The sequence below is a fragment of the Dactylosporangium sp. NPDC051541 genome (assembly GCF_044454505.1).
Lineage (GTDB): Bacteria > Actinomycetota > Actinomycetes > Mycobacteriales > Micromonosporaceae > Dactylosporangium.
The window spans coordinates 351,429-376,867 of record NZ_JBITDU010000010.1; the positions used below are offsets into that span (position 1 = coordinate 351,429).

Annotated in this window: 28 protein-coding genes and 1 pseudogene; 21 read left to right on the top strand and 8 right to left on the bottom strand. The window is 72.0% G+C overall.

What is annotated here, in order from left to right; translation table 11 throughout:
* Complete coding sequence (locus tag ACIA8L_RS38070; RefSeq protein WP_395912275.1) at window positions 1–834, top strand: class II glutamine amidotransferase; 834 nt, start codon at window positions 1–3, stop codon at window positions 832–834.
* A gap of 9 nt (window positions 835–843) precedes the next feature.
* Here ACIA8L_RS38070 and ACIA8L_RS38075 read toward each other — a convergent pair whose 3' ends face one another.
* The gene (locus tag ACIA8L_RS38075) at window positions 844–2,508 is read right to left on the bottom strand and encodes an FAD-dependent oxidoreductase (RefSeq protein ID WP_395912277.1); all 1,665 of its coding nucleotides are present in this window, start codon (window positions 2,506–2,508) and stop codon (window positions 844–846) included.
* Between the two features lie 313 nt (window positions 2,509–2,821).
* On the opposite strand from ACIA8L_RS38075, the gene ACIA8L_RS38080 reads away from it, so the two are divergent.
* The 7 genes from ACIA8L_RS38080 to ACIA8L_RS38110 all read left to right on the top strand — a co-directional run bounded on the left by ACIA8L_RS38080 (window position 2,822) and on the right by ACIA8L_RS38110 (window position 11,613).
* A complete protein-coding gene (locus tag ACIA8L_RS38080) occupies window positions 2,822–3,559 on the top strand; it encodes an Hsp20/alpha crystallin family protein (RefSeq protein ID WP_395912279.1) in 738 nt (245 codons plus the stop codon).
* A 40-nt stretch (window positions 3,560–3,599) separates the two neighbouring features.
* Window positions 3,600–5,495: a molecular chaperone DnaK gene (dnaK, locus tag ACIA8L_RS38085; RefSeq protein WP_395912281.1), complete on the top strand. Its 1,896-nt coding sequence runs from the start codon at window positions 3,600–3,602 to the stop codon at window positions 5,493–5,495.
* 3 nt (window positions 5,496–5,498) lie between these two features.
* Complete coding sequence (locus ACIA8L_RS38090) at window positions 5,499–6,026, top strand: nucleotide exchange factor GrpE (RefSeq protein WP_395912282.1); 528 nt, start codon at window positions 5,499–5,501, stop codon at window positions 6,024–6,026.
* The gene (locus ACIA8L_RS38095) at window positions 6,016–6,975 is read left to right on the top strand and encodes a DnaJ C-terminal domain-containing protein (RefSeq protein ID WP_395912283.1); all 960 of its coding nucleotides are present in this window, start codon (window positions 6,016–6,018) and stop codon (window positions 6,973–6,975) included. Before ACIA8L_RS38090 ends, ACIA8L_RS38095 begins: the two co-directional genes overlap by 11 nt.
* A complete protein-coding gene (locus ACIA8L_RS38100; protein WP_395912285.1) occupies window positions 6,972–7,262 on the top strand; it encodes a chaperone modulator CbpM in 291 nt (96 codons plus the stop codon). Before ACIA8L_RS38095 ends, ACIA8L_RS38100 begins: the two co-directional genes overlap by 4 nt.
* A complete protein-coding gene (clpB, locus tag ACIA8L_RS38105) occupies window positions 7,253–9,889 on the top strand; it encodes an ATP-dependent chaperone ClpB (protein ID WP_395912287.1) in 2,637 nt (878 codons plus the stop codon). Before ACIA8L_RS38100 ends, clpB begins: the two co-directional genes overlap by 10 nt.
* 83 nt (window positions 9,890–9,972) lie before the next feature.
* Window positions 9,973–11,613, top strand: a complete 1,641-nt coding sequence (locus ACIA8L_RS38110) for an alpha-amylase family protein (RefSeq protein ID WP_395912334.1) — start codon at window positions 9,973–9,975, stop codon at window positions 11,611–11,613.
* A 234-nt stretch (window positions 11,614–11,847) separates the two neighbouring features.
* Here ACIA8L_RS38110 and ACIA8L_RS38115 read toward each other — a convergent pair.
* Window positions 11,848–11,928, bottom strand: a pseudogene (locus ACIA8L_RS38115) (transcriptional regulator); the annotation flags it as partial.
* 140 nt (window positions 11,929–12,068) lie between these two features.
* On the opposite strand from ACIA8L_RS38115, the gene ACIA8L_RS38120 reads away from it, so the two are divergent.
* The 4 genes from ACIA8L_RS38120 to ACIA8L_RS38135 are packed head-to-tail and all read left to right on the top strand — an operon-like array spanning window position 12,069 to window position 14,201.
* Window positions 12,069–12,788 (top strand): helix-turn-helix domain-containing protein, encoded by a 720-nt coding sequence (locus tag ACIA8L_RS38120; RefSeq protein WP_395912289.1) that lies wholly within the window; start codon window positions 12,069–12,071, stop codon window positions 12,786–12,788.
* Complete coding sequence (locus ACIA8L_RS38125; RefSeq protein ID WP_395912290.1) at window positions 12,781–13,029, top strand: hypothetical protein; 249 nt, start codon at window positions 12,781–12,783, stop codon at window positions 13,027–13,029. Before ACIA8L_RS38120 ends, ACIA8L_RS38125 begins: the two co-directional genes overlap by 8 nt.
* Complete coding sequence (locus ACIA8L_RS38130; RefSeq protein ID WP_395912292.1) at window positions 12,984–13,763, top strand: aquaporin; 780 nt, start codon at window positions 12,984–12,986, stop codon at window positions 13,761–13,763. Before ACIA8L_RS38125 ends, ACIA8L_RS38130 begins: the two co-directional genes overlap by 46 nt.
* Before the next feature lie 27 nt (window positions 13,764–13,790).
* Complete coding sequence (locus ACIA8L_RS38135; RefSeq protein ID WP_395912294.1) at window positions 13,791–14,201, top strand: arsenate reductase ArsC; 411 nt, start codon at window positions 13,791–13,793, stop codon at window positions 14,199–14,201.
* A 355-nt stretch (window positions 14,202–14,556) separates the two neighbouring features.
* Here ACIA8L_RS38135 and ACIA8L_RS38140 read toward each other — a convergent pair whose 3' ends face one another.
* Complete coding sequence (locus ACIA8L_RS38140) at window positions 14,557–14,937, bottom strand: ArsR/SmtB family transcription factor (protein WP_395912295.1); 381 nt, start codon at window positions 14,935–14,937, stop codon at window positions 14,557–14,559.
* Between the two features lie 135 nt (window positions 14,938–15,072).
* Here ACIA8L_RS38140 and ACIA8L_RS38145 point away from each other — a divergent pair, with 135 nt between their 5' ends.
* The 7 genes from ACIA8L_RS38145 to ACIA8L_RS38175 all read left to right on the top strand — a co-directional run bounded on the left by ACIA8L_RS38145 (window position 15,073) and on the right by ACIA8L_RS38175 (window position 20,997).
* Entirely contained in the window at window positions 15,073–15,306 is a 234-nt protein-coding gene (locus ACIA8L_RS38145) for a hypothetical protein (protein ID WP_395912297.1), read from the top strand.
* Window positions 15,303–16,541, top strand: coding sequence for a M28 family metallopeptidase (locus ACIA8L_RS38150; RefSeq protein WP_395912299.1), 1,239 nt, complete (start codon window positions 15,303–15,305; stop codon window positions 16,539–16,541). The genes ACIA8L_RS38145 and ACIA8L_RS38150 overlap by 4 nt, the downstream gene beginning before the upstream one ends.
* Before the next feature lie 9 nt (window positions 16,542–16,550).
* Window positions 16,551–16,883, top strand: coding sequence for an ArsR/SmtB family transcription factor (locus tag ACIA8L_RS38155; RefSeq protein WP_395912300.1), 333 nt, complete (start codon window positions 16,551–16,553; stop codon window positions 16,881–16,883).
* Window positions 16,880–17,386, top strand: a complete 507-nt coding sequence (locus ACIA8L_RS38160; protein WP_395912302.1) for a GNAT family N-acetyltransferase — start codon at window positions 16,880–16,882, stop codon at window positions 17,384–17,386. Before ACIA8L_RS38155 ends, ACIA8L_RS38160 begins: the two co-directional genes overlap by 4 nt.
* Window positions 17,387–17,458: 72 nt before the next feature.
* The gene (locus tag ACIA8L_RS38165; RefSeq protein WP_395912304.1) at window positions 17,459–18,871 is read left to right on the top strand and encodes an FAD-dependent oxidoreductase; all 1,413 of its coding nucleotides are present in this window, start codon (window positions 17,459–17,461) and stop codon (window positions 18,869–18,871) included.
* Complete coding sequence (locus tag ACIA8L_RS38170) at window positions 18,871–20,196, top strand: MFS transporter (protein WP_395912306.1); 1,326 nt, start codon at window positions 18,871–18,873, stop codon at window positions 20,194–20,196. The genes ACIA8L_RS38165 and ACIA8L_RS38170 overlap by 1 nt, the downstream gene beginning before the upstream one ends.
* 126 nt (window positions 20,197–20,322) lie before the next feature.
* The gene (locus ACIA8L_RS38175) at window positions 20,323–20,997 is read left to right on the top strand and encodes a hypothetical protein (protein ID WP_395912307.1); all 675 of its coding nucleotides are present in this window, start codon (window positions 20,323–20,325) and stop codon (window positions 20,995–20,997) included.
* Here ACIA8L_RS38175 and ACIA8L_RS38180 read toward each other — a convergent pair.
* Window positions 20,963–21,487 carry a hypothetical protein gene (locus ACIA8L_RS38180; RefSeq protein WP_395912309.1) on the bottom strand — a complete coding sequence of 175 codons (525 nt, stop codon included), beginning with the start codon at window positions 21,485–21,487 and terminating at the stop codon, window positions 20,963–20,965. The two genes, ACIA8L_RS38175 and ACIA8L_RS38180, sit on opposite strands and share 35 nt — an antisense overlap.
* Window positions 21,488–21,608: 121 nt before the next feature.
* Between ACIA8L_RS38180 and ACIA8L_RS38185 the strand changes: the two genes are divergently transcribed.
* Window positions 21,609–21,929 carry a thioredoxin family protein gene (locus tag ACIA8L_RS38185; RefSeq protein WP_395912310.1) on the top strand — a complete coding sequence of 107 codons (321 nt, stop codon included), beginning with the start codon at window positions 21,609–21,611 and terminating at the stop codon, window positions 21,927–21,929.
* A gap of 8 nt (window positions 21,930–21,937) precedes the next feature.
* Window positions 21,938–22,291: a hypothetical protein gene (locus ACIA8L_RS38190; RefSeq protein WP_395912312.1), complete on the top strand. Its 354-nt coding sequence runs from the start codon at window positions 21,938–21,940 to the stop codon at window positions 22,289–22,291.
* Window positions 22,292–22,689: 398 nt separating this feature from the next.
* On the opposite strand, the gene ACIA8L_RS38195 is transcribed toward ACIA8L_RS38190, so the two are convergent.
* The 4 genes from ACIA8L_RS38195 to ACIA8L_RS38210 form a co-directional block, all read right to left on the bottom strand.
* On the bottom strand, window positions 22,690–23,022 hold the full coding sequence (locus ACIA8L_RS38195; RefSeq protein WP_395912314.1) for a YnfA family protein: 333 nt from the start codon (window positions 23,020–23,022) through the stop codon (window positions 22,690–22,692).
* A 455-nt stretch (window positions 23,023–23,477) separates the two neighbouring features.
* The gene (locus tag ACIA8L_RS38200; protein ID WP_395912316.1) at window positions 23,478–23,726 is read right to left on the bottom strand and encodes a hypothetical protein; all 249 of its coding nucleotides are present in this window, start codon (window positions 23,724–23,726) and stop codon (window positions 23,478–23,480) included.
* A 167-nt stretch (window positions 23,727–23,893) separates the two neighbouring features.
* Window positions 23,894–24,262, bottom strand: coding sequence for an AbrB/MazE/SpoVT family DNA-binding domain-containing protein (locus tag ACIA8L_RS38205; RefSeq protein WP_395912318.1), 369 nt, complete (start codon window positions 24,260–24,262; stop codon window positions 23,894–23,896).
* Between the two features lie 431 nt (window positions 24,263–24,693).
* Window positions 24,694–25,439 (bottom strand): CHAT domain-containing protein (locus tag ACIA8L_RS38210; protein WP_395912320.1); only part of this gene is annotated, 746 nt, incomplete at its 5' end.

Consider the following 25,439-nt stretch of genomic DNA (forward strand, 5'->3'; position numbering starts at 1 on the left):
GTGTGTCGGTGGCTCGCATACTCAGGCTCATCACTCCTGCTCGAGGAGATCCTCTACAAGCCGGACCATTCGCTGATCGACCAGAGCCGCCATGCCCGCCTCGGCGTGGACACCACCAACGGTGACGGATTCGGCGTCGGGTGGTACGGCGTCGGCGACGTCCCGGGGCTGCTGAGGTCCGTCAGCCCGGCGTGGAGCGACCGCAACCTCCGCGAGCTGGCCACCCATGTCAGTTCGCCGCTGTTCATGGCGCACGTGCGCTCGTCGACCGGAACGGCGGTCCAGCAGACCAACTGCCATCCGTTCCGGTGCGAGCGGTGGCTGTGGATGCACAACGGCCCCGTCGCCGGGTTCGCCACGTTGCGACGCGACCTCATCCTCGGCATCGACCCCGGGTTCTTCCCCGCGATCGAGGGGTCGACGGACTCCGAGCTGATGTTCTTCCTGGCGCTCACCTTCGGCCTGCACGACGACCCGCCCGGCGCGGTGGCCCGCATGGTCGGCTTCATCGAAGCCGTCGCCGTCCGGCACGGCGTCGCCGACGCGGTCCAGATGACCGTCGCCACGTCCGACGGATCGACGGTCTGGGCGTTCCGGTACTCCACGCGGCATCAATCGAGGTCGCTGTTCTACAGCACCGAGACCCGGTGCCTGCGCCTGCTCCACCCGGAGATCCCCCCGCTGCGGCTGTTGTCGGAGGAGTCCCGGCTGATCGTCTCCGAACCATTGGTCGACCTGCCGGGCGCCTGGAACGAGATGCCGGAGTCGACGTACAGCGTGATCGCGAACGGGCAGGACGTGATCCACGCCTTCGAGCCCGAGCCGCCGGGGTGACGCGACGAGCTAGGTCGGGGTGGCGGCGCTGCCGGCGGCGGCGCGGCCGGTGCTCTGCAGGTACTTCCAGACCAGTTGCACCGCCGCGGCGCCTTCGCCGACGGCCGCGGCGACCCGTTTGATCGAGCCGCTGCGCACGTCACCGGCGGCGAACACGCCCGGCAGGCTCGTCTGCAGCAGCGGCCGTCCGGGCTGTCCGGGCGCGTCACCGTCCGGGCCGGCGAGGACGAAACCGTCCGCATCCTTGGCGAGCCGATCGGGCAGCCAATCGGTGCACGGCGCGGCGCCGATGAAGACGAAGAGCGCGCGGGCGGGCAGTTCGCGCCGCTGCCCGGTGCCGCGGTCCTGCACGACGAGCCGTTCGAGTGTGTCGTTGCCGAGCAGCTCGCGCACCTCGGTGTGCAGGTGGGTGTCCGCGTTCGGTGTCGTCTCGATGCGATCGATCAGATAGCGCGACATGGTCTCCCCGAGGTCCCGGCGGGCCAGCAGGTGCACGATCCGTGCATACCTCGACATGAACAGCGCCGCCTGGCCCGCGGAGTTGCCACCGCCCACGACCGCGACCGGGTCGTCGCGGCAGAACAGGGCCTCCGAGAGCGTGGCCGCGTAGTACACGCTGCTGGCTTCGAACTCCTCGAACCCCGCAACGTCGAGCTTGCGGTACTGGGCGCCGGTCGCGATCAGGACCGTCCGGGTCATCACCTCCCCGCCGTTGTCGAGCCTGATCACGTAGTCACCTTCCCGCTCCTCCAGCCCGCACGCCCGGGCCGGCACGCTGAACGTCGCGCCGAACTTCCCGGCCTGCACGACCGCCCGCTCGGCCAGTTCCCCGCCGGGGATACCGGCCGGAAAGCCGGGATAGTTCTCGATCCGCGACGACCGGCCGGCCTGACCGCCGGTGGCGAGCTCGTCGAGGGCGACCGTCACCAGCCCTTCCGAGGCGCCGTAGACGGCGGCGGCGAGACCGGCCGGGCCCGCTCCGACAACGGCGAGGTCGCACACCGTGACACCGGGCCGGGGCGCGGGCAGGCCCACCGCGTGGGCCAGCTCCGCGTTGCTCGGGTTGCGCAGCACCTGCCCGTTCGGGCAGATCACGACCGGAGTTTCCCCGGGTCGCACCCGCAGCCCGCGCAGCAGCGCCTCGGCGTCCTGATCGTGCTCCAGGTCGATCCACTGGCACGGGATCCGGTTGCGCGCGGCGAACTCGCGCAGCCGCCGGCTGTCGGGCGAGAAGCGGGACCCGATGACCCGCAGCCCGGCACCGCGGCTGATGAGCAGGGACCGGCGGCACAGGTACGCCTTCAGGACCAGGTCACCGAGCGTCGAGTCCTGCGCGATGACGGCCTTGAGCCGGTCGGCCGGCACCCTGAGCACTTCGCCGGGCTCACGCACCTGCGAGGTGCAGAGGGCCGCCTGGCCGGTGATCAGGCTCAGCTCTCCGAGGAACCGCCCGGGGCCGTGCACGCCGATGGTCCGCTTGTCCTCGCCGTACTCCTCGACCTCGGCCACCTTGCCGGCGAGTACCACAAAGAAGTCGTAATGCTCCTCTCCCTCCCGGATGAGGACGTCGCCGGTGTGCGTGCGGCGGCGTTGCCCCTGGCCGGCAAGGGCCTGGATATGGGCGTCGGCCAGGCGCGGGTAGGCCCAGCCACGGTCCGGTGTCTCGCGCAACATCTTTACGTCCACCCCCTGAGCAGCGGTTCGACGTACCCGAACTACCCGTCCGGGCGGTGAGCACTCCAAGTGCCCGCCGCACGCTCGCGAGCAGGCACGATTCGGCGCGGGCGGAGGGTAGGCCGGCGTCATGCTCCCGGGGTGGTTCCGTGCCGTACCGGTCGAAGAACCCTTGGAGGTGATCGGGAGGGGGTCGTGGGACGGCAACACCGGCGCACCCGGCCCGGCGGTCATCCGGGCCTGGGGAAGTGCGCGGGCCGTCCCCGCACGACGGTTGGAGCAAGCGCAATTCGCACTCCGAAAGGAACCGACCATGACACTCGTACCCTTCTCGTCCCGGCCGCGCCGCGGCGCGCTGCTGGCCGGTGCGCCGGCTTATCGCTGGGACCCGCGCCGCGAGGTGGACGAGCTCAACAGCAGGTTCGGTCAGCTGATCCAGTCGCTCATCGGTGGTGAGACCGGGATCGGTGGCTCGGCCGGGTGGTCGCCGCCGGTCGATGTGGAGGAGACCGAGGACGCCTACATCGTCGACGTCGATCTGCCGAACGTGAACCCGCGGGACGTCGATCTCGAGATGCGCGGCGAGGAACTGCGGATCTCCGGCGCCTTCGAGGAGCGTGGCCGCGGCGGCGTCGTGCGTCGCCAGGGGCGCCGGACCGGCGAGTTCGAGTACATGATCGACCTGCCCAGCGACATCGACAGCGACCAGGTGCAGGCCTCCTACAGCAACGGCGTGCTCACGGTCACGGTCCCCAAGGCCAGGGACGCGCAGCCGCGCCGGATCGAGATCCAGGCGCAGCGGGACCAGCAGAGCCGGCAGGGGATCGGCCAGCAGGAAACCGGCCAGCAGGCCGGTCAGAGTGCTCAGCGCACCGGCCAGCCGCAGCAGACGGGCCAGCAGGCCGGTCAGAGCGCTCAGCGCACCGGCCAGCCGCAGCAGACGGGCCAGCAGCAGACGAGCCAGAGCGCTCAGCGCACCGGCCAGCAGTCCGGCTCGCCGCAGGCCGGCGGCCAGCAACGAGGCGGGCCGAACCCGGGCCGGCGGACCTGACCGGACAGATCGCCAGCCGTATCCAGGAAGGGAGCCGGTCATGGGCAGAGCTGTAGGTATCGATCTCGGCACGACCAACTCGGTGATCGCCGCGTTCGAGGGCGGCCAGCCGACCGTCATACCGAACGCGGAGGGCAGCCGCACCACACCGTCGGTCGTGGCCTACACCGACGCCGGTGAGCGGCTCGTCGGGCAGCTGGCCCGACGGCAGTCCGTGCTGAACCCCAAGGGCACCGTGTACTCCGCGAAGCGGTTCATCGGCCGGAAGTTCGACGAGGTCACCGAAGAGGCCAGGACGGTCACGTACGACGTCGTGCCGGGGCCGGAGGGGATGGTCCGGTTCGACATCCGCGGCAAGCGGATCTCGCCCGAGGAAGTGTCCGCGCAGATCCTGCGCAAGCTCACCGACGACGCCGCGAAGTACCTCGGGGAGAAGGTCACCGAGGCCGTCGTCACCGTCCCGGCGTACTTCAACGACGCCCAGCGGCAGGCCACCAAGGATGCCGGCCGGATCGCCGGCCTCGAGGTGCTGCGGATCATCAACGAGCCGACCGCGGCCGCCCTCGCCTACGGCCTGGACAAGAAGGGCCACGAGACGGTCCTGGTGTTCGACCTGGGCGGCGGCACGTTCGACGTGAGCATCCTCGACGTCGGTGACGGGGTCGTCGAGGTCCGCGCGACGTCCGGTGACACGCACCTGGGCGGTGACAACTTCGACCATCGCCTGGTCGACCACCTCGCCGATGAGTTCCGCAAGGAGCAGGGCATCGACCTGCGCCAGGACCCGCAGGCGCTGCAGCGGCTGACCGAGGCCGCGGAGCGGGCCAAGATCGAGCTGTCGTCGGTGGCACAGACGCAGGTGAACCTGCCGTTCATCACCGCCGACGCGTCCGGCCCGAAGCACCTCACGGCGACGGTCACCCGCGCGACGTTCGAAGAGCTCACCCATGACCTGCTGGAGCGCACCAACGGCCCGGTGCGCCAGGCGATGCGCGACGCCGGGGTCCAAGCCGACGACCTCGACGAGGTGATCCTCGTCGGCGGCGCGACCCGGATGCCGGCCGTGCAGGCCCTCGTGCGCCGGCTGACCGGCGGCAAGGACCCCAACATGACGGTGAACCCGGACGAGGTCGTCGCGCTGGGTGCGGCGATCCAGGCCGGTGTCCTCAAGGGCGACGTCCAGGACGTCGTGCTGCTCGACGTCACCCCGCTGTCGCTGGGAGTCGAGACGCTGGGCGGGCTGATGACGAAGGTCATCGAGCGCAACACCACGATCCCGACCCGCCGCGCCGAGACGTTCTCCACGGCACAGGACAACCAGCCGGCCGTCGACGTGGTGGTGCTGCAGGGCGAGCGGGAACGGGCCGCCGACAACCGGATCCTGGGGCGGATGCGGCTGGAGAACATCCGCCCCGCGCCGCGCGGCGAACCGCAGATCGAGGTCACCTACGACGTCGACGCCAACGGCATCCTCAACGTGTCGGCGAAGGACCAGGACACCGGCGCCGAGCAGAGGATCACCGTCACCGAGAGCGGCACGCTGGACAAGGGCGAGGTCGAGCGGATGGTCCGCGAGGCCGAGCAGCACCGCGCCGCGGACCAGCAGGCGCGTCAGGAGATCGGCGCCCGCAACGAGCTCGACAGCGTCGCCCACCAGGTGCAGCGCCGTCTCGACGAGCTCGGCGACCAGGTCCCCGAACACGAACGGGCCCGGGCCGGGATGCTGGTGCAGGAGGCCCGGCAGGCCGTCGCCGAGCAGGCACCGCCGGACCGGGTGCAGAGCCTCACCAACGATCTGCGGCAGATCCTGTTCGCCCTGCAGTCAGCCGCGCAGCAGAGGGCCGAGCGGGGACCGGACGCGGGCGAGGAGGCCGGGCGGTCCGGCGGTGCGGTCGCGGCCGACGACGTCATCGACGCCGACTTCAGCGGGGGGTGAGCCATGGCCGAGCCGGACGAGCTCGACACGGAGGCGACCGGGCCCGAGGACCCGGCGCTCGCCGAGGTGCGGGAGCGGGCACAGCGCGCGATCGCCGACGCCGACAACGCCCGCAAGCGGGCCGAGCGGACGGCGGCCGAGCGGGTCGCCGCGGAGCGGCGGCGGGTCGCCGCGGCGTGGCTGCCGGTGCTGGACAACCTCGACCTCGCGCTGCGCCACGCCGGCGCCGATCCCGAGGCGATCGTGCAGGGCGTGGCCCAGGTTCGCGACCAGGCCGTGGACGTCCTGGCCCGGCTGGGCTTCGGCCCGGTCGGCGCGGTCGGCGAGACGTTCGACCCGGCCCGGCACGAGGCGGCCGAGGCGGTCGCGGAGCCGGAGGTCCCGCCCGGCACGATCGTGCGGGTGATCCGCCCCGGCTACGGCGGCGACACGCTCCTGCTGCGCCCGGCCGTCGTGGCCGTGGCCCGCGCCGGTACGACCGCGGCGGGCTCCGACGGGCCGGAGACGGATCGGGAAGCCGATGGCGGCTGAACGGCGCGACTTCTACGAGGTCCTCGGCGTCCCGCGGACGGCGACGGCGGAGGAGATCCAGCGCGCGTACCGCACGCTGGCCCGCCGCAACCATCCGGACGTCAACAAGGAGCCGGGCGCCGAGGACCGGTTCAAGGACATCACCGAGGCTTACGACGTGCTCTCGGACCCGAAGAGCCGCCGTAAGTACGACCGGTTCGGCGACCGGTGGCGGCAGGTACCCGACGACGTCGAGGAGCGCGCCGGGGCCCGGCAGCGAGCATCGGCCGGCGCCGGCTTCCCCGGTCCGGGCGCCGGCTTCGGCGGCCGTGGCGGCATCGGCGAGGAAATCGACCTCGAGGACCTGCTCGGCAGCATCTTCGGCGGCCGATCGGGCAGCGGGGACCGGTTCGGACGCGGGCCGGTACCCGGCGCCGACACGGAGGCCGAGATCACCATCAGCGTCGAGGACGCCTACCACGGTGGCCGGCGCCGGATCACACTGCCCGGCGGCCCCGGCGGCCGCACCCGCGAGTACGAGGTCACCATCCCGGCCGGAGTCACCGACGGGCAACGGATCCGGCTCGCGGGCCAGGGCTCGGGCGGCGCCCGCGGCGGCCCGCCCGGTGACCTGTACCTTGTGGTGCACATCGCGCCCCACCCCCGGTACACCATCAGCGGCCGCGACATCACGGTGGAAGTCCCGTTGGCGCCCTGGGAGGCGGCGCTGGGTGCCGCCGTGCCGGTCGAGACGCCGGGTGGCACGGTGCGAGTCGACGTGCCGCCCGGCACGCCGTCCGGGCGGCGGCTGCGGCTGCGCGGCCGGGGCCTGCCCAACCCCCGCGGCGCCCCCGGCGACCTCTACGCCGAAATCAAGATCATGGTGCCGCCGAAGCCGAGCGACGCCGAACGGCGCCTGTTCGCGGAGCTGGCGAAGGTGTCGTCGTACAACCCGCGAGGTGACCGATGACCTACGCCCTGATCCGCCGCCCCTACCTGTCCACCGACGCGTTCGCGGCGGCCGCCGGCCTGCACCCGGACCTCATCGCCCGGCTGGTCGCGCTCGGCCTGCTGGAGTCCCACATCGACGAGCGCGGCCGCCGCTGGTTCGCGCAGACGCAACTCAAGCGGCTCGCCCGGATCCGCCGGCTGCACGCCGGGCTGCCGCTGAACTACGCGGCGGTGGGCATCGTGCTCGACCTGCTCACCCGCATCGACGAACTCGAGGCGCAACTCCGGAGGCGGACGTGGACCTGAACCGGCTCACCGAGAAGTCCCAGCAGGCGCTGCACGATGCCCAGACGAAAGCAATGCGGCACGGCCACACCGAGGTCGACGGCGAACACCTGCTCCTCGCCCTGCTCGACCAGCCCGACGGTGTCGCGATGCGGCTGCTGACCGGGCTGGGTGTCGACATCGAGCAGCTGCGCGACCGCGTCGAACGCGACCTGCGGCGCCGGCCGAGCGTGACCGGGCCCGGCGCGCAGCCCGGCCAGGTGACGCTCACCCGCCGGCTCGCGGCGATCCTCGACGCCGCCGAACGCGAGGCCGGCCGGCTCAAGGACGAGTACATCTCCGTCGAGCACCTGCTCCTGGCGCTGGTCGACGAGGGCGCTTCGACCGACGCCGGCCGGGCCCTGCACGACCGCGGCGTCACCCGGGAGCGGCTGCTCAACCAGCTCACCGAGGTGCGGGGGGCGCAGCGGGTCACCTCCGCGAACCCGGAGGCCGCCTACGAGGCCCTCACCAAGTACGGCCGGGACCTCGTCGCCGACGCCCGCGCCGGCCGGCTCGACCCCGTGATCGGCCGTGACGAGGAGATCCGCCGCGTCGTGCAGATCGTGTCGCGCAAGACGAAGAACAACCCCGTCCTCATCGGCGACCCGGGCGTCGGCAAGACCGCGATCGTCGAAGGCCTCGCCCAGCGGATCGTCAACACCGACGTGCCGGAGGGGCTGCGCGACAAGACGATCTTCGCGCTGGACATGGGATCCCTGGTGGCCGGGGCGAAGTACCGCGGCGAGTTCGAGGAGCGGCTCAAGGCCGTGCTCGCCGAGGTGACCGCCGGGCAGGGCCGGATCCTGCTGTTCGTCGACGAGCTGCACACCGTGCTGGGCGCCGGGGCGGGGGAGGGGTCGATGGACGCCGGGAACATGCTCAAGCCGATGCTCGCCCGCGGCGAACTGCGCATGATCGGTGCGACCACCCTCGACGAGTACCGCAAGCACATCGAGAAGGACGCCGCGTTCGAACGCCGGGTCCAGCCCATCCTGGTGCCCGAACCGACGCCGGACGACGCGGTGACCATCCTGCGCGGGCTGCGTGAACGGCTCGAGGTGTTCCACGGCGTGCGCATCCAGGACGGCGCACTCATCGCCGCGGTCCAGCTGTCCCACCGGTACATCGCCGACCGGTTCCTGCCGGACAAGGCCATCGACCTCGTCGACGAAGCGTGCGCGATGCTGCGCACCGAGATCGACTCGCAGCCGGCCGAACTCGACGAGGCCGCCCGGCGGCTGCTGCGGCTGGAGATGGAGGAGGCCGCGCTGTCCAAGGAGGACGACCCGGCCAGCACCGCCCGGCTGGACCAGATCCGGCGGGAGATCGCCGACCTGCGCGGCGAGGTCGACGCGATGCGCGCCCAGTGGAACGCCGAACGCCAGGCGATCCGCAAGGTACAGGCTTTGCGTGAGGAGGCCGAGCGGGTCCGGCGGGAGGCGGAGGCGGCCGAGCGCGGCTACGACCTGGACCGCGCCGCGGAGCTGCGCCTGGGCCGACTGCCGGACCTGGAACGGCGGCTCCGCGCCGAGGAGGAGCGGCTCACCACCAAACAGGGCGGCCATCAGCTGCTCCGCGAGGTCGTCACGCCCGACGAGATCGCCGGGATCGTGGCCCGCTGGACCGGCATCCCCGTCAGCCGGCTGCTGGAGGGCGAACGGGACAAGCTGCTGCGCCTGGAGGACATCCTGCACGAGCGGGTCATCGGCCAGGACGAGGCCGTCCAGCTCGTCGCCGACGCCGTCATCCGCGCCCGGTCCGGTATCAAGGACCCGCGCCGCCCGATCGGCTCGTTCCTGTTCCTCGGCCCCACCGGCGTCGGTAAGACCGAACTGGCCAAGACTCTCGCCGCGGCACTGTTCGATAGCGAGGACAACCTCGTCCGGCTCGACATGAGCGAGTACCAGGAACGGCACACCGTCTCCCGGCTCGTCGGCGCGCCGCCCGGCTACGTCGGCTACGAGGAGGGCGGGCAGCTGACCGAGGCGGTCCGGCGCAAGCCCTACTCGGTCGTCCTGCTCGACGAGGTCGAGAAGGCCCACCCCGACGTGTTCAACACCCTGCTGCAGCTGCTCGACGACGGGCGGCTCACCGACGCGCAGGGCCGCACCGTCGACTTCCGCAACACGGTCGTCATCATGACCAGCAACCTCGGATCGCAGCATCTCCTGCAGGGCGTCACGCCGGACGGGCAGCTCACCGACGAGGCCCGCACCGCGGTCATGACGGCGTTGCGGGAATACTTCCGCCCCGAGTTCCTCAACCGCATCGACGAGACGGTGCTGTTCAAGCCGCTGACCCGGCCGGAGATCGAACGGATCGTCGACCTGCTCCTCGACGACCTCCGCACCCGCCTCGCAGACCGGCGGATCACCGTCGAGGTCACCGAAGCGGCCCGGCGCTTCATCGCCGACGCTGGGTTCGACCCGGTCTTCGGAGCCCGGCCCCTGCGCCGCTTCCTGCGGCGCGAGGTCGAGACCCGCATCGCCCGCACGCTGCTGACCGGCGACGTCCTCGACGGCGCGACCATCACCGTCGACCGAGGGCCCGGGGGCCTCGACATCGACTGGAACAACGAGCCGGCGACGGTATCGGCGACCGCCTGACCGCCCCGTCTGGTTTCATCGGTGCGCGGCGCGGGAACTGGGGTTCGCCACGGGGCTTGAAACCGGTGTCGGAGGTGCGCACTGTGGTCGAGCGCTGGTATCGCAACGCCGTCATCTACAGCCTCGACGTGCGAACCTTCCAGGACTCCAACGGCGATGGTATCGGCGACCTGCAGGGCCTGATCAGCCGGATCGACTACCTGAGCCGGCTCGGGGTGACGGCCCTGTGGCTCGGCCCGATCCACCCGAGCCCGCACCGCGACGGCGGCTACGACGTCAGCAACCATTACGACGTCGACCCGGACATGGGCAGCCTCGGCGACTTCGCGCAGTTCATGAACGTCGCCGACGAGCGGGGCCTGCGCGTGATACTGGACCTGGTGGTGAACCACACCAGCGACGAGCACCCGTGGTTCGTCTCTGCGCAGTCCGACCCGCGCTCGCCGTTTCGGGACTGGTACGTGTGGTCGGAGCAGGAGCCGCCGGACCGCAGCGAGGGCATGGTGTTCCCGGGCGTGCAGCGGGAGACGTGGACGTACTGCGACCAGGCGGGTGCGTGGTACCACCACCGCTTCCACGACTTCCAGCCCGACCTCAACATCGTCAACCGCGAGGTCCGGAACGAGATATGCAAGATCGTCGCGTTCTGGGAGCGGCTCGGCGTGAGCGGCTTCCGGGTCGACGCGGCGCCGTTCGTCATCGAACGCACGGCGCCCGGCGCGGATCCCCGCGACCGCGACTACGAGTTCCTCACGGAGCTGCGCGAGCAGATGTCCTGGCGGCGCGGCGACGCAGTGTTCCTGGCCGAGGCGAACGTGCCCAGCGAGGAGCTGCGGCTGTTCTTCGGCGACGCCGACGGCGCCGCGAACCGCCTGCAGATGCTGTTCGCGTTCCGGCTCAACCAGGCCCTCATGCTCGCCCTGGCGCGGCAGGACCCGCAGCCGGTGATCGAGGCGCTGCGCACGCTGCCGTTCCTGCCTCGGCACGGGCAGTCGGCCACGTTCCTGCGCAACCACGACGAGGTCGACCTGTCCGGCCTCACCGACGACGAGCGGGCCGACGTCTTCGCCGCGTTCGGCCCCGACCGCCGTCACCAGTTGTACGAGCGCGGCATCCGGCGGCGCCTCGCGCCCATGCTGGGCGACGAGCGGCGACTGCGCATGGCCTATAGCCTGCAGTTCACGATGCCCGGCACGCCGGTGCTGCGCTACGGCGACGAGCTCGGCATGGGTGAGGACCTGAGCCTTCCCGAGCGCGACGCGATCCGCACCCCGATGCAGTGGTCGCCGACGCCCAACGCCGGGTTCTCGGCCGCCCCACCCAGTGCACTCATCCGCCCCCTCGTGGAGGCGGACCCGTTCGGGTACCAGCGGGTCAATGCGACCGACCAGGGTCGTGAGGCCGACTCGCTGCTGCTGTGGTTCGAGCGGATGCTGCACACGTTGCGCGAGTGCGACGAGATCGGGACCGGTGAGCACACCATCGTGCCGGTCGACGCGCCGTGCGTCCTGGCGCACCGCGCCGACGCACCCAGCGGCTCGATCATGTTCGTGCACAACCTCGGCCGGCGACCGGCGACAGTCTGCATGCGGCCTGGGCCGGACGAGGACGACGTGCCGGTGGAGGTGTTCAGCGACCGGGAGTACCCGTCGTGCAATCTGCTCGAACTGCAGGTCCAGGGGTACGGGTACCGCTGGATCCGGATGCGCCGCAGCCGCGGGTGATCCAGCAGATCCGCGCCGCGCCTGCCGAATGCGGAGCTACTTCGTCGACCCGGCAACCATCTGCGTGCCCGTGCGGGAAGCGCTCGAACCACCGATGTACCGCCACGATCGTGGTCGGCGAAGGCGTTCACGGCCGCGCCGGCTTGCTGGCGAGTGCAACGAGCTGGGGGCGCTTGTATCGCGAGTCGGGCACGAAGCCGACCATGCGACGGCTCGCCGTCGGATCAGCGCCGCTCAGCGGGTCCTCTTCGTCGCCCGCTTGCGGGGCGGCGTCAACAGGTCGGCGATTGCCGCGATCGCGGACGGCACGAGGCGGGCGCTTCGGCGCCGGACTGCACGAACCCGGCGTCCGGGCACAGGTACCGCCCGGCGCGGCGGCCCGTGAGCCTCGCTTGCGTCGGTCGTCACCTCCTGTTCGTTTGACTGCGACCAATCACCCACTCATCATTGAGTCAATGAACGCTGAGCTTTATTCGGTGCAGCGGCGCGCCCGGATCCACGCCGCCCTCGGTGACCCGGCCCGCCTGGCCATCGTCGATACGCTCACCCTCGGCGACGCCTCACCCGGCGAGATCGCCCGCGCCCTGGACCTGCCGACGAATCTCGTCGCGCACCACGTCAAGGTCCTCGACGAGGCCGGCTTGCTCGTGCGCACCCGCTCAGAAGGCGACCGGCGCCGCACCTACCTCCGGCTGCAGCCCGGCGCGCTGGCATCCCTCTCCGCGCCCGTCCTGTCCGACGTGGCGCGGGTGGTGTTCGTGTGTACGCACAACTCGGCCCGCTCGCAGCTCGCCGCGGCGCTGTGGACCCAGCGGGCCGCGGTCCCCGCCGCGTCCGCGGGCACCGAGCCGGCGGCCCGGGTCCACCCTCGCGCGGTAAACGTTGCGCGCCGGCACGGTCTGCTGATCAACGCGACCGGCACGGCGCACGTCGCTGACGTCGTGCACGACACCGACCTGGTCGTCGCCGTGTGCGACAACGCCCACGAGGCCCTCACCCACGGGGTACGGCCCCGGCTGCACTGGTCGGTCCCGGCGCCCGCCGACACCGACGAGGCGTTCGAGGCGACCTTCGCTGAGCTCGCCGACCGGATCGGCCGCCTCGTGCCTGCCCTCGAACCTGCGGCCGGGCCGCCGCCCGCACCCGCCCAGCGCACTGGAGCACACCATGACTGACGCCGTCACCGGCTCGACCGTCTACTACCACCAGGACCTGTCCGTCGACCAGCAGCTCGCCCTGCGGACCGCCGCGACGCGGCTCGCCCGGGAGTTCGACGGCGCTTCCTGCCGCTGCTCGCCGAACGCTTCGCCCAGCAGCGGCTGCACGCCCTCGCCCGCGTGGAGGGGCACCACCGCGACGGCAAGCCGATCGTGCGTGACCCGCACCTCTTCGACGACCAGGAGCAGCCTTCGATGACCCACCCAGCACCGTGGCGACGGTTCCTCGCCGAGTTCGTCGGCACCGCGCTGCTCGTCACCGCCGTCGTCGGCTCCGGCATCATGGCGGCGAGGCTGTCCCCGGGCGATGTCGGGTTGCAGCTGCTGGAGAACTCCGTCGCGACCGCGTTCGCGCTCGGCGCGCTGCTCCTCACGTTCGGCCCGGTGTCCGGCGCGCATTTCAACCCGGTCGTGTCGATCGCGGACTGGTTCCTGGGCCGCCGCACCGGCATCGGACTCACCGTCAAGGACCTCGGCCGGTACGTCGTGGCGCAGACCGTCGGCGCGATCGCCGGCTCGATCCTCGCGAACCTCATGTTCGACCTCGCCGCCGTCGACTTCTCCGGCAAGGAGCGCGCGGCCGCCCACCTGTGGCTCGGTGAGGTCGTCGCCACCGTCGGCCTGATCCTGCTGATCTTCGCCCTCGCCCGCTCCGGCCGCGCCGCCGTCGCCCCGGCCGCGGTCGGCGCGTACATCGGCGGCGCCTACTGGTTCACGTCCTCCACCAGCTTCGCCAACCCGGCCGTCACGATCGGCCGCGCGTTCACCGACACGTTCGCCGGGATCGCCCCGTCCTCGGTGCCCGGCTTCGTGGTGGCGCAGCTCGCCGGGCTGCTGGTGGGCGCAGCGCTGCTGCTGGCGTTGTACCCGGACGCCGGAAGGGCCGCCGACACCGTCGTCGCCGGTCGCCCGCAGTCCGCTCGCTCGTCCTGACTCGACCGCACGGAGGAACCGAAGCACATGAGTGACAAGCCCAGCGTCCTGTTCGTCTGCGTCCACAACGCCGGCCGGTCGCAGATGGCCGCCGGCTGGCTGCGCCACCTCGCCGGCGACACCGTCGAGGTCCGCTCCGCCGGCAGCGAGCCCGCGTCGCAGATCAACCCGGTCGCGGTCGAGGCGATGCGGGAGGTCGGCATCGACATCACCGCCAACACCCCGCGGAAGCTGGACTACGAGACCGCCGAGGCCTCCGACGTGCTCATCACGATGGGCTGCGGCGACGTCTGCCCCGTCTTCCCGGGCAAGCGATACCTGGACTGGAAGCTCGACGACCCCGCCGGGCAGGGCATCGACGCCGTCCGCCCGATCCGCGACGCCATCAGGGCCCGCGTCGAGCAGCTGCTCACCGAGCTGCCCGTCACGACCGGCTGACACCGCCCGTCGCAAGCCCCGCCGCCGGGCGGTCAGGCCGGCGGTAGCCCCACCCTGGAAGGCATTCATGCGCCCGCTCGTCGTACTACCCGGGCGCGCCACCGATCCGGATGCGGGTGACCGGCGACCGGACCACCGGGCGCCTCCTCGGCGCGCAGCTGCTCGGTCATCGCGGCGCGGAGACCGCCAAACGCGTCGACATCACCAGCATCTTGCGAACGCTGCACCATGAGACTGCCGAAGTGTCGGATCTCGGGGAGTCGTGGGCAGGCTCGTATCGCCCCCGCCCGGTGGTCGTTGGTGGTGGCGTGCGGATCGCTGGAGCTGGTGGCGGCTCGCCGCAGGGCAAGCGGACTCAGCGGGCCGGTGTCGCGATGTCCACGGTCAGCAGGGCGGCGAGCTGGCGCATGATGCCGGGCCGGGCCCGGTAGTAGACCCAGGTGCCACGCCGGTCGGAGTCGACGAGGCCGGCTTCGCGCAGGGTCTTCAGGTGGTGGGAGATCGTCGGCCCGGACAGCTCGAACTGCGGGGTCAGGTCGCACACGCACATCTCCCCGTCCGGGGCCGACGCGATCATCGACATGAGCTGCAGCCGTACCGGGTCGCCGAGCGCCTTGAACGCCGGGGCGAGGACGACCGCGGTCTCAGCAGGGATGCGGTGCTGCGCGATCGGCGGGCAGCACGGCTCGTCCGCGTTGAGGTCGGTGAGCGTGAGTACCGTCGCTTGTTTTGACATATCTCTAGGTTGACAGATATCGAATCAGCGTGCAACCGTTTGATTCGACAGATGTCAAGACAGTCTGGGCCGGCCCCTGCTGACGCACCCACCCGCACCGTCAACCAGCCAGTACCCAGTCAAAGGAGTGTCATCATGACCAACACCCAGACCCAGGGCGGCTTCACCGGCGACCCGGCCGCCGCGCTCGACGTCGCCGGCGCGAGCGGCTGCTGCGGCAATCCGGCGCAGGCGACCCTCGTGCTGCCGGCGCCTACGAGCGCGTCGCCGTGTTGCGGCACCGCGGCCGAGGCGACCGAGGCCGGTTCGTGCTGCGGGACGTCGGCGAAGGCCGAGGCGGTCGCCTCCGGCGCGGGCTGCTGCGGATGAGCGCCGCCGCCGGCCGTCCGGCTGCGCTCGCCGGGCTGCTCGACGCGGTGTCCGGTGAGCGGATGGCCGCCACGGTCGCCACGCTTGCCGAGGCGCCGTTCGGCGGGCGCCGGGTAGGTTCGGCCGGCGGTGCCGCCGCTCGGGCGTGGCTCGCCCAGCATCTCGCCGACCTCGGCGCGGCCGTGACCCTGGAGTCGTTCCCGGTCCGGGCCGTCCCCGAGGTCTACACCGCACCCGAGGTGCAGTGGCACGACGGCGTGACCACCAGACGCCTGGCGTTCGGCCGGGATGTGGCCGTCCACCTCGCCTCCGCCGACCAGCCCCTCGTGCGCCGCGGCGACCTGGCGGTCGCGGGTGCGTCGGACCCGACGGGCCGGTGGGTGGTGGTGCCGTCCGGGATGACGGTGTTCGACGCGTACGGCCACTCGCACGGCGCTGTCGGGCTGCTGTTCGGTCGGGGTGTGGACGCCGACGGGTGGCACTACACGATGCTGGCCGGGCCGAACCCGGGCCCGTTGCCGATCCTCACCCTCGACACCGCCACCCACGCGGCCCTGCACAACACGGCGGTCGGCGGCGGCGGGTGGCTGGCCGGGAATGCGCCGATCCGCCGCCTGGACGTGCCCGCCGCCAATGTGCACGGCACGTGGCCCGACGGTACGGGGGTGGAGGTGCTGCTGACCGCACACTACGACGGCGTCGGCGACCACCCCGGTCTGCGGCAACCGGCGGCGGCCGACAACGGCAGCGGCGTCGCCGTCGTGCTCGAAACCGCCCGCATTCTCGCGGGAAGCCTCCGGCTGTCCGTCGCGCTGCTCGACGCGGAGGAGACCGGCGCGCTCGGCTCCGCACACCACGCGACGCGGCTGAGGGCCGGCGGCGGGGCGCCGCTGGTCGTCAACGTCGACGGCGCCGGCAACCTGCACCAGGCCGCCGCGGTCGAGGCGGGCGGCCCCGCGCACGCACTCCTCGCCGCGCTCGACCAGGCGGGTCGGCACACCGGGCTGCCGCTGGTCGCCGGTCCGGTCGCCTCCGACAACCGCCGCTACGCCGCCGTTGGTCTGGCGGCGGTCGGGATCGGTGCCGGGATGGCTGGGTATCACAGCCCGGCCGACACGGCGGACCGCGTCGAGACCGGGACGCTGAGCGCCGTTGCGAAGCTCGTGGTCGCGACCTGCTGGCTGGCGACCGTGGATCCGGCTACACTTCAATCGTTGATCGGCGATGAGCGATGAAGCTGGTGGATGGTGCCGGAACTGCTGGACCGTGCGACCGCGGAGGAGTACGCCTCCTGGTTCCGCGCGCTCGCCGATCCGTCCCGGGTGCAGATCGTGGAGTACCTCGCCCGGCAGGGGACGCCGTTGAGCGTGGGCGCGATCGTTTCGGCGGTCGGGCTGGCGCAGTCGACAGTGTCGCAGCACCTGAAGATCCTGACCGAGGTGCGGTTCGTCCTGGTCGAGGCGGTCGGCAACGCCCGGCACTACCGGATCAACACCGCCTGCGTCGCGTGCTTCCCGTCCGCCGCCGACGTCGTGATGGGCAGACCCGCCCCGAGCCCGATCGGCGGCTGCGGATGAGCGACATCGCGATCCGCCCGATGACCGCCGCCGACGCGGCCGCGGTCCTGGCGATCTACCAGTCGGGCATGGACGCCAGCAACGCGAGCTTCGAGGACACCGCCCCCTCCTGGGCGGCGTTCGACACGGGCAAACTGCGGGAACACCGACTCGTCGCCGTCGACCCCGATGGGTTCGTGCTCGGCTGGGTGGCCGTCTCGCAAGTCTCCGCTCGGCCGGTGTACGCCGGAGTCGTCGAGCACTCCGTCTACGTCGACCCCGCCGCGCAGGGGCGTGGGGTCGGCCGGGCCCTGCTCGACGCTCTGCTCGCGTCCACCGATGCGGCCGGAATCTGGACCGTGCAGTCCGGCGTCTTCCCGGAGAACGCCGCCAGCCGGGCCCTGCACCGCGCCGCCGGCTTCCGCGAGGTCGGCATCCGCGAACGCATCGGCCGCCACGCCAGCCAGGGCAACCGGTGGCGCGACGTGGTGTTCATCGAACGTCGCAGCCCACACGTCGCCTGAGGCGTCCCCGAACAGTCGACCGGCCGCAGTACACCCTCATATTTCGAATTCTGTCGAGACAAGGAACCTGACATGAACACGCTGCCTGTCGTCGTCATCGGCGCCGGCCCCGTCGGTCTGGCCGCCGCCGCGCACCTGCATGAGCGGGGCCTGCCGTTCGTCGTCCTGGAAGCCGGTGACGGTCCGGCCGCCGCCGTGCGGCAGTGGGCGCACGTGCGGCTGTTCTCGCCATGGCGGTACACCGTCGACGCGGCGGCCCGTCGCCTGCTCATCGACGCCGGCTGGGTCGAGCCCGACGCCGAGCGGCTGCCCACCGGCGGGCAACTCGCCGCCGACTACCTGCAGCCCCTCGCGGACCTGCCCGTGCTCAAGCCGCACGTGCGCTACGGTGCCCGGGTCGTGGCCGTGACCCGGCTCGGCCTGGACCGGCTGCGCACCGCGGGCCGCGACGCCACGCCGTTCCTGGTCCGGCTCGCCGACGGCACCGACCTCCTCGGCCGGGCCGTGATCGACGCCTCCGGCACCTGGTCCACCCCGAACGTCCTCGGCGCGTCCGGCATCGCCGCGCACGGCGAGGCCGCGGCGGCCGCGTTCGTCGAGCACGCCCTGCCCGACATCCTCGGCGCCGACCGCGACAGGTTCGCCGGCAAGCGCACCCTGGTCGTCGGTGCCGGTCACTCGGCCGCGAACACGCTCCTGGTCCTCGCCGAGCTGGCCGCGCTGGTCCCCGGCACCGAGGTCACCTGGGCGATCCGCGCGGCGGACCCCACCCGCACCTACGGCGGGGAGACCGCCGACGCGCTGCCGGCCCGCGGCGCCATCGGCACCCGGCTGCGCGAGCACGTCGAGGCGGGCCGGATCGACCTCGTCACCGGGTTCTCCGCCGAGACGCTCACCGTCCTGCCGGACGGCGCGGTGGAGGTCTCCAGCGGCGAGCGTGCCGTCGTCGTCGACCGGATCGTCGCCGCGACCGGGTTCCGCCCGGACCACGGCATCGTGTCCGAGCTGCGCCTGGACCTCGACCCCATCCTCGGCTCGACCCGCGCCCTCGCCCCGCTCATCGACCCCAACCAGCACTCCTGCGGCACGGTGCCGCCGCACGGCGTCGACGAGCTCACCCATCCGGAGCCCGGCTTCTACGCCATCGGCATGAAGAGCTACGGCCGCGCCCCGACGTTCCTGCTCGCCACCGGCTACGAGCAGGCCCGCTCCGTCGTCGCCGCCCTCGCCGGGGACTGGACCGCCGCCCGCGACGTCCAGCTGGACCTGCCGGAGACCGGCGTCTGCAACAGCAACCCGGTCGCCGACGAGGAGACGGTCAGCACCGCCGGTAGCGCCTGCTGCGGCACCCCGGCCGAAACCGCCGCCCCGGCAGGGCGCGGTCTCGCGACCGGCATCGCCGGCGGGTTGCTGTCCACGCCGCTGACGCTGGTGTCGGCGGCGCCGTCCACCGCGACCGAGCAGAGTGGCGGTTGCTGCAGCTGATGTCGCAGCTTCGCGATCCGGTGGCTCCCGACGTCCCAGCCGGGGGCCACCGGCCCGTCTTCCACGGCTGGCGGATCGTCGCGGCGCTCGCCGTCACCCAAACCGTCGGCTACGGCACCCTCTACTACGCCTTCGCCGTCCTCCTGCAACCGATGGCCGCCACGCTGCACACCTCGAAGACCACCGTGACCGGTGCGTTGACGGCGTCGATCCTCGCCGGGGCGGTGATGGCGGTACCGGTCGGGCGGTGGCTGGACCGGCACGGCGGCCGGGCGCTGATGACCGTCGGCTCCACCGTCGCGACCGGGCTGCTCGTCGCCTGGTCCCAGGTGTCGAGCGTGCCGCAGCTATACGCCGTGCTCATCGGCGTCGGGCTCACCTCGGCGATGGTGCAGTACGAGGCGGCCTTCGCCGTCGTGGTGTCGTGGTTCGACCCGCAGCAGCGGGCGAAGGCGCTGCTGGCGATCACCATCGTCGCCGGGTTCGCCAGCGCCGTCTTCCTGCCGCTGACCGGGGCCCTGGTGCAGCGGTACGGCTGGCAGCATGCCCTGCTCATCCTCGCCGCCCTGCACGGCCTGGTCACGGTCCCGCTGCACGGTCTGGTCCTGCGCCGTCCGCCGCACACGACCGCGACCGCCCGGCAACGACAGCCCGCGGCGCGGCGGGCCGTGGTGGGCGCCGCCCTGCGCGACGGCCGGTTCTGGGCCCTCGCCGTCGCGTTTGTCGCCCACGGCGCCGCGATGACCACGATGACCGTGCACCTCGTCGGGTTCCTCACCGGGAAAGGGCATCCGGTCACGTTCGCCGCGACCGTCGCCGGCCTGCTCGGCGTGCTGTCCGTGACCGGGCGGCTCGTCCTCACCGGCGCCCAGCGCCGCCTCCGCATCACCACCGTCGTCGCGGCGATCTACACCGTCCAGGCCCTCGCCGCCCTGTCCCTGCTCGCCGTCGCCGGCAGCCGAGCCGGCGCGGTCGCCGGAGTCATCGCGTTCGGGCTCGGCTTCGGCATCTCCAGCCTCGCCTCACCGGCGCTGCTCGCCGACCGGTACGGCACCGTCGCCTACGCCACCATCGCCGGCATCCTCACCGTCCCCATCACCCTGGCCCGGGCCGGCGCACCGCTCGGCGCCGCGGCACTGCACACCGCCGGCGGCTACACCCCGGCCCTCGCCGCCGTCGGCGTCGCGTGCCTGATCGCCGCGACCGGCATCGTCGTCAAAGCCGGCACACCGTCGCCGATACCGACACATCACCCCGACGGCGCCGAGGCCCTCGCCAGCAGCAGCGCGCAGGGAACCGCCGAGCCGTACATCAGCAAGCCGTAGGCCCGCTGCGGTCCGCGGACCTGCTGCGGCACGCGCTGGGCGCCGCCGAGACCATGCGGCGGCTGGGGTTCACCGTCCGCAATGTCGTCATCGACGCCACCTGCAACGCGACCGTACGATGGCCGTATGGGCGCTGATGCCGAGGCGGACGCGATCATCGCCGCGTACCTCGATGCGCTGACCCGCCGGATCCCTACCGGGCGCCGAGGCCGGACCGCGATCCGCGCCGAACTGCGCGACGGACTCGAGTGCGCCGTGCGGGCCCGCGTCGAGCGCGGTGCCCGCCCGGTGGACGCGGCACGGCAGGCGGTCGACGAGTCCGGCCCGCCCGGGGTCGTCGCTGCGGCGTTCACCCGCGAGCTGTGCGCCACGTGGACGCACCGGCTCGCGCTCGGGTTGCTCGCCGGTGGGCCGCTGGTCGGCGCGACCTGGGTCGCGGCGACCCCTGATCCGGCGGGCGGCTGGTACGACCGGGCCGCCGCGGCGGTCTCCGCGAGCTCCGTGTATCCCTACCTGCTGGCCGTCGCGGTCCCGGCCGCGGTGCTCGCCGTCGCCGGTACCGGACGGCTGATGTACCGGCTGCCCGGGCTGCGTCCGATCGCGTCACCGGCGGCGGTGCTCGCTGCGGTCCTCTGCCTGGGCGGCGATGTGAGCCTGCTCGCCGCGGCCGGTCTGCACGGCGCGGCGGACGGAACGCTGACGGTACTCGCCGCCGCAGCGAGCGCGGTCCGCCTCGGCGCGGTCGGCGCTGGCGGCTGGCACCTGGTCAGTTTGGTGCGGCAGGTCCGCGTCGCGGCGTGACCGGCCGTGTGAAGCGGCGGACCGCGAAGTACAGCAGCGGTATGCCGACGGCGGCCGGGAGGAACCAGAACGCGATCGGCGGCAGCCGGTCCCACACCGGCAGCTGCGGGCCGTTGTCGACGTAGAAGCCGGTCAGCAGCGCGATGAACGAGCCGCCCATCCCGATCGCGTGCCACCGCACCCAGCCCCGGCCGCGCCGCTGCCGCGCCCACCAGCCGGTCATCCCCAGGCCGGACGCCACAACGGCGACAGCGAGGAGGTGTGCGTCGTGCGGCCAGCGGATCACCGACATCACCGTCGCGGTCATGAACACGACGCCGAGCCCGTACAGGTAGACCCGTCCGGCCCGAGGGTTCCGGCCCCGCTCCTTGCGCGCCGTGGCAGCGAGGGTCCCCGCCGCCACGCAGGTCAGCCCGGCCGCCACGTGCAGGACCAGCGCCACGGCGAACACCGGCCCGGCATCAGGGATCTCCAGCCCGAACACCCGCATGACCCACCACCAGAAGTAGAGGCGCTACATGTAGCTAGCCTAGATATTGAATGCCGTGATCGGTATAGCGGGCCGGTCGCGGAAGGGTGCGCAACCAGGGCGGGCGAGCAGAATGGCCGGTATGCAGGTGGCGCTGGTATACACGCCGGGCTGCCCCAACTGGCAGCCGGCCGGTGAACGGCTCCGGCTGGCGCTCGACCAGGTGGGCCGATCCGACGTCGAGATCCGCTACGCACCGGTGGACGGCGAGACTCTCGTGGCCGGGTTCGCGGGGTCGCCGACCTTCCTGATGGACGGCGTGGACCTGTTCGACGGTCCGCCTTCCGTGAGTGGCGCGACCTGCCGCCTGTATGCCACGTCGCGCGGTCTGGCCGGCGTTCCGGACGTGGCCCAGCTGGCGGCCGGGCTGGCCGCGCGGTGCACGCCGCGGGTCCCGGGATGACGGCCGGCGTGGGAACCGGCGAACGCCGGTGCGGCTGCTGCGGACGGTGGCGGCCCGAGAACCAGGTCGCCGAGCTCGGCGCCACGCCCGGCGTGTACATCTGCACCGGCTGCGCGTTGTGGGCGGCCCGCCGCGCCGGACTGTCCGGCCTGCTCCACCGCCGCGGCACACCGCGACCGGCGACGCCCGCGGTCCGTGCCACCGTGCCGGTGCTGGGCTCCACCGACCTGGACCGCACCGCGGCGTTCTACGCCCTGCCCGGCTTCGCCGTCCACGTCCGGGCCGACAGTTATCTCGCGCTGGACCACCCCGGCGGGGAACTGCACGCCACGTTCCTGCCGGCCGTCACCGCCGCGGACTGACATCGCCCATGGGCAGGTTCGTGGCCAGCAGCACCTGCCGGGACGCGGTCGCAGGCAGCGTCCGCCACGGCACCACGGCGGCCCGCGCCAGCCCGACATCCAGTCCGCAGCGAACCAGGTCTCGAACTCGGCTGCACACGTCTCCCACGTGACCACTACGGCTCGAACACAGCCACACCGGGCGGACGGCGTCCGCACAGCCATCGCAGCAGACCTGTCACGACCACGTCGTGCTCTGCTCTGGCGTACCAGCCCGAGCGGCGCACCGGGGCGGCAGAGTCGTCGACCATCGCGGGCAGCTGCCGGATCCATACGCGACATTGCGGTCCCGGGTCGCCGCGTGCGCTGCCCGCGAGGCGGTTAGGCACGGTCACCCCGTTCATCGGGGCAGTATGCCGCTACCGGCGCGGGGCGTACATGATGACGACGACACCGATGAGGCAGACGGCGGCGCCGATGATGTCGTAGCGGTCGGGGCGGAATTTGTCCACGGCCATGGCCCAGCCGAGGGATCCGGCGACGAACACGCCGCCATACGCGGCGAGGATGCGGCCGAAGTTCGCGTCGGGCTGCAAGGTGGCGACGAACCCGTAGGCGCCGAGCGCGGCGATCCCCGCGCCGATCCACAGCAGCCCTTTGTGCTCGCGGACGCCCTGCCAGATCAGCCAGGCGCCGCCGATCTCGGCGATGGCCGCGACGAGGAACAGCAGGATCGAGCGGATGATCGGCATAGGGACATCGCAGCACACCGCGGTGGTGCGGAGCCCAGATGGGCCCCGAACCGCATCCGGACGTGCGCCGCGGTGAGCGTCTCGACCGCCCGGGCGGCGGTGGCGAACATCGCGTCGAACTCGGCAAGCCGGAGCGGTTGCTCGACCGGCGGCAAGCCTGCACCCTGCTACCGGATGCAACACCGATGTCGGTTCGCACTCTGCTGAACCTGGTGTTCGGCGGAAGGCTTGGAGGTGGACCACGTCCGCTTCGGCGCGTTCGTGACGCCGTACCGCCCTGTCGCGACTCGACCGTGTTCAAGGTTGCGGTAGACCACTGGGCTGCGCGAGCGGGTGCGGCTGACCGGTCATAGCGGCCAGGGCAGCGGCGACCGCAGGAGCGCGTCGAGGATGGTGTCGTTGCCGCTGGTGCGGGCAGCCAGGTTGATCTCGGCGAGTTCGTCCGCTGTCAGTGCTCATCGGGTGCTGGGGAGTCGCCGGGGTTTGGTCACGCGGTGCGCCGGGCTGTCGGCGGCGTGGATCAGGCCGTCGGCAATGGCGCGGTTGTAGGAGGCGCTGGCGGCGGCGACGAACAGTTCGCCGGCGTGGCGGCCGTCGCGGCTGTTGCGCCGGACGTGTGCGTGGTCGGTGATCTGTTGTCGCATGGCTTCGATGTCGCTGGCGGTGACGGTGTCGATCGGCCGCCCGGTCCAGGTCGTGGTCATGCGGTGCCAGTAACTGCGGTAGGTGCGCAGCGCGCCCGGGCCGGCGGCCGCGAGGCCCTGTGGGAGGTACGCGTCGACCGTCGGCGTCGCTGGTCGGGCGTCGTGCGTCGGCGAGGGTAACCCCGAGTTCGGCCAGCAGTGTCCGCGCCTGCGCGGTGCGTGCCGGTTCAGCGGCCATGGCCACCCGCTGTCAGACGGGTATGGAGGCCAGCGAGCAGTCGCGCCACCGTCGCGGCGGGGTGGACGATCAGGAGGTCGTGGACGCGCTCGGCGGCGAGGACGACGAGGTCCCAGGTGTAAATGGCGCACATCTGTCGGACCGCGACGGGCAGGGCGAGGTCACCGCGCGCGCCGACCAGGGGCCAGCCATCGGATGCTGGCCAGATGAGGATCGCACCGTCGATGACATCGACCCGCAGGCGGTCGCCGGGCCGCCAGCCGAGCTGGTCGAGCAGCGATCGGGCCGACACCCGGCCGGAGCGGTCCAGCCGGGCGATGTCCAACGTCGGCACGACCGGCTCGGCGGCGGACGGCACGGCCGGCAATGTGGGCAGTGGTGCGGGTTCCGGCCGTGGGCGGGGGAGTGGTGTGGGGATCAGCGCGGCGATCATCTGCTCGGCCGCCGCCGGGGCGCTGCGCTGTATGCCGGTCGTCGTCGCCGCCCGAATAGGGCCCTGACGTGCAGAAACCCGACCGGGTGGTCACCCGCTCGGGTCAGTCGGCGTGTCTGCCGTCGTGTGTGCTGAATGCTGATGTTGGTGAAAATCTACCAACACTGGTGTCGAAGGGGGGACTCCGGCCCAGAAACCGAGCACACACGCCGGAAACGTGTGCACATACCGATAGCGTAGCGACCTCATCGTCGCGCTTCAACCGCCATCGACGCGAGGCCTCAAACGAGTGGACCGCTAGTTTCAGCGACCTCAGGCCGATCTCACCGCTGGAGGCTCGGACCGCCATCACGAGGTCAGGCCTTTGCGGTTTGCGCGAGAGACCGCAAGTGAATGCGGTCCGGCCGGCCGGCAAAGGCGTAGAACAGCGACTCTGGTACGTACCCGGGGCGCTGAAACCAGTTGCGGACACGGCCACCGATGCCTTGATCGTCGGCGATCTCGGCGAGGACCCGCTCAGTGTCGGCGTAGATGTGGCCTGCTCGAAGTTGTCCAGCGGCGCGAGTAGCCATGAACTCCACGAGAACTGGGCTGCCGCTTGCGGCTGGATTTAGCCCCCATTCGCGCAGCAACCGACCGCCGTCCAGCACGTCGTTGATAGCGTTCGAGGTCTGTACGCGGTGCCAGACGTCGAGGAGCGTCGAATGCTGCTCGCGCCCTGCCAGCACCTCGGCGATATAGAGGAAGAACCGCATCATCAACATGGCGTTGCGCCTGACATCGACGGGAACCTGCGTCCCGAGCACCGCGATGGCGCCTTCGCGCAGCAGCAGGTCGGTCACGCTGACCGTGCCTGCGCCTCGGGGTGCCGTGTGGCACGCGCTGAGGATCACCACGGGTGGCAGCGGCCCGAGGCCCGGACCCATCAGCACTTCATCACCGACGCGGAGGCCGGCGAGGTTCTGCTCTCGGACGAGGGCGCCGTGCGCGCTGATCACTAAAGATCTTTCGGTTTTTGGGTGATGGTCATAGTCGTAGGCCGGTGTGGTCGAGGAAGTTGAAACAGAGTCGGTAGCTGCTGCCGATGCGGTGCAGTCCGGTG